A 2001-nucleotide genomic window follows, 5' to 3' on the forward strand; every position below is an offset into this window, starting at 1 on the left:
AATTGTCCAAGAATTGTAAAAGCAAAAGATAAAAACACAAATAAACCTTTATTCTTTGCAAATACCAAGTGGGCAATAATTGATACAGTAAAAGGGCGCCCTTTAAGACCAAAGGAAGTTACTGATATCTTAAAAACTCCACCAAAAGAACTTCAAATTGATGCTTCAATGCCTAATAATCTTGATGTAATTGAATCATCAAAGTGTGTTCTTACAACTTATGAACCAGTTATTCACTATCTTGATACAGATTTAAACCACCATGTTAATAATCTTTCATACATTAACTGGATTCTTGATTCTCTTCCTGAAGAGTTTATGGATAGCTATAAGCCATCTATAATCGATGTTAGATGGATAAGACAAACATATAGAAAAGATCATCTTGTAGTTACAGTTCTTTCTAAAAATGAAGATGAGTATAGTAAAACATCACCTGAATTATATTTTAAAATAGAAAGAATAAAAGAAGATGGCACCAAAGAAGATGTCTTTGACGCTGTTACTACTTGGAAGAAAAGAGAAGAGTTTTAATCAATAGTGAGGTGGCTTTCTATTAGGTCTTGATGGAGAGCCGACCTCTTCAATTAATTCTTCTAACTTCTTTGTTACCTGTAAAAGTTTAATATTAAGAGCATCAATATTTTTCTGCTGCTCAATTACTACGTCATTTAATTCAGCAACTTGTGCTTCTAAGTAAGATACTTTAATCTCAACTTGTTCTAATTCTTCATTCATATAGAGCAATTCTATATCTACTTTTATTTTACTGCAACAAAACAATTGCATATTGTTGCAATTCAATATTATGCTATACTTGTTTTGTTGGAGTTTTTTATGAAAGGTGAAAGAGTTGCACAATTAGAACTTTTACTTCGTTCCCATCCAGAAGGATTAAGAAGAGCTGAAATTGCAAGAAGACTTGGAGTACATAGATCTACTATATCAAGATATGTAGAAGACCTATCTGAGCACATCGATGTTTATGAAGAAAACAATTTAATTAAGATTCGACAAAAAGAAGATGATGAAAACATTGCTCTCTCTATTTATGAATCTTTAGCATTTAACCTTAGTGCTGAGATATTAATTAATAATAGTGAAATACAATCACCACACCTTGCTTCTGGACTTAGAAAAATTGCAATGAACATGCGTTCCTATGCTCCAAAAGTAAGTGATAACATGCTAATGGTAGCAGAGAAAATTGATCAAGAGGTTCAAAAGAATAGAGGTAAAAACTCCAAGTACAATACTATTTTGGAAGTATTAATTGATGCTTGGGTAACAGGTAGGATTGTCAGAATTGAATTAAATAATGGTGATGAAATAGAACTTGCACCTTACTTTATTGGATTTAGAGATGAAAATAAAACTCGTCAACCTATCTCTGTAACAGGTCGTCTTAGACATACTAAAGAAATTATCACTCTCGATATTACAAAAATTGTAAGTGCTACTCTTCTTGATGAAACTTACACAATTCCAGATAACTTAAAACCGTTTAAAATGGATAAAGAAAAAGAAGATAGCTATGATGCAATAGATATGGTACCTCTAAAGCTTGAGCTACAGGAAAAATCTGCACTTAATGCTTTTAGAAATATTGTACATGGTGAAATTTCTATTTCAAAGGACCAAGGTAATAAATTAATTTGCTCATTTGAAGCTGAAAACTCAATTGAGCTAATGATGAAAATCTTCCAGTGTGGAAAATCTGTAAAAATCATTAGCCCAGATAGCTATAGAGAAAAGTATCTTGATTACTTAAATCAGATTATTTCATCTTACAATTAATCATTTCACATAGTAAGTCCATTTCTGTGTAAAAGGAATCTATAAAACATTTAATATGATAGCCATCTGTAGTTGCATGATGGCAAGTTATAGAGAGGGGCATAATTAACTGTCCCTCTTTTTCTATAAATTTTCCTGCTTCGATTGAAGGGAAATAATAGTCTTTATTTTCAAATGAATGTACAGCAAAGTGGGTGAATTCAA

Annotated in this window: 3 protein-coding genes and 1 pseudogene; 2 read left to right on the top strand and 2 right to left on the bottom strand. The window is 31.1% G+C overall.

Annotation, left to right across the window (positions count from 1 at the left end):
• Window positions 1-534, top strand: a pseudogene (locus SOY52_RS08000) (acyl-ACP thioesterase domain-containing protein); the annotation flags it as partial.
• On the opposite strand, the gene SOY52_RS08005 reads toward SOY52_RS08000, so the two are convergent.
• Window positions 535-738, bottom strand: a complete 204-nt coding sequence (locus SOY52_RS08005) for a SlyX family protein (RefSeq protein WP_320848431.1) — start codon at window positions 736-738, stop codon at window positions 535-537.
• Window positions 739-837: 99 nt separating this feature from the next.
• On the opposite strand from SOY52_RS08005, the gene SOY52_RS08010 reads away from it, so the two are divergent.
• Window positions 838-1797, top strand: coding sequence for a helix-turn-helix transcriptional regulator (locus SOY52_RS08010; protein WP_320848432.1), 960 nt, complete (start codon window positions 838-840; stop codon window positions 1795-1797).
• Here SOY52_RS08010 and SOY52_RS08015 read toward each other — a convergent pair.
• Window positions 1778-2001, bottom strand: a 224-nt coding sequence (locus SOY52_RS08015; protein WP_320848433.1) for a CatA-like O-acetyltransferase, incomplete at its 5' end; no start/stop codon positions are given. The two genes, SOY52_RS08010 and SOY52_RS08015, sit on opposite strands and share 20 nt — an antisense overlap.

This window comes from Bullifex sp. (assembly GCF_034103065.1).
Lineage (GTDB): Bacteria > Spirochaetota > Spirochaetia > Sphaerochaetales > Sphaerochaetaceae > Bullifex.

Excerpts from the sequence above, each read along its gene's own strand:
- SOY52_RS08010 (WP_320848432.1), top strand. The coding sequence starts at position 838 with ATGAAAGGTGAAAGAGTTGCACAATTAGAACTTTTACTTCGTTCCCAT.
- SOY52_RS08005 (WP_320848431.1), bottom strand. The coding sequence starts at position 738 with ATGAATGAAGAATTAGAACAAGTTGAGATTAAAGTATCTTACTTAGAA.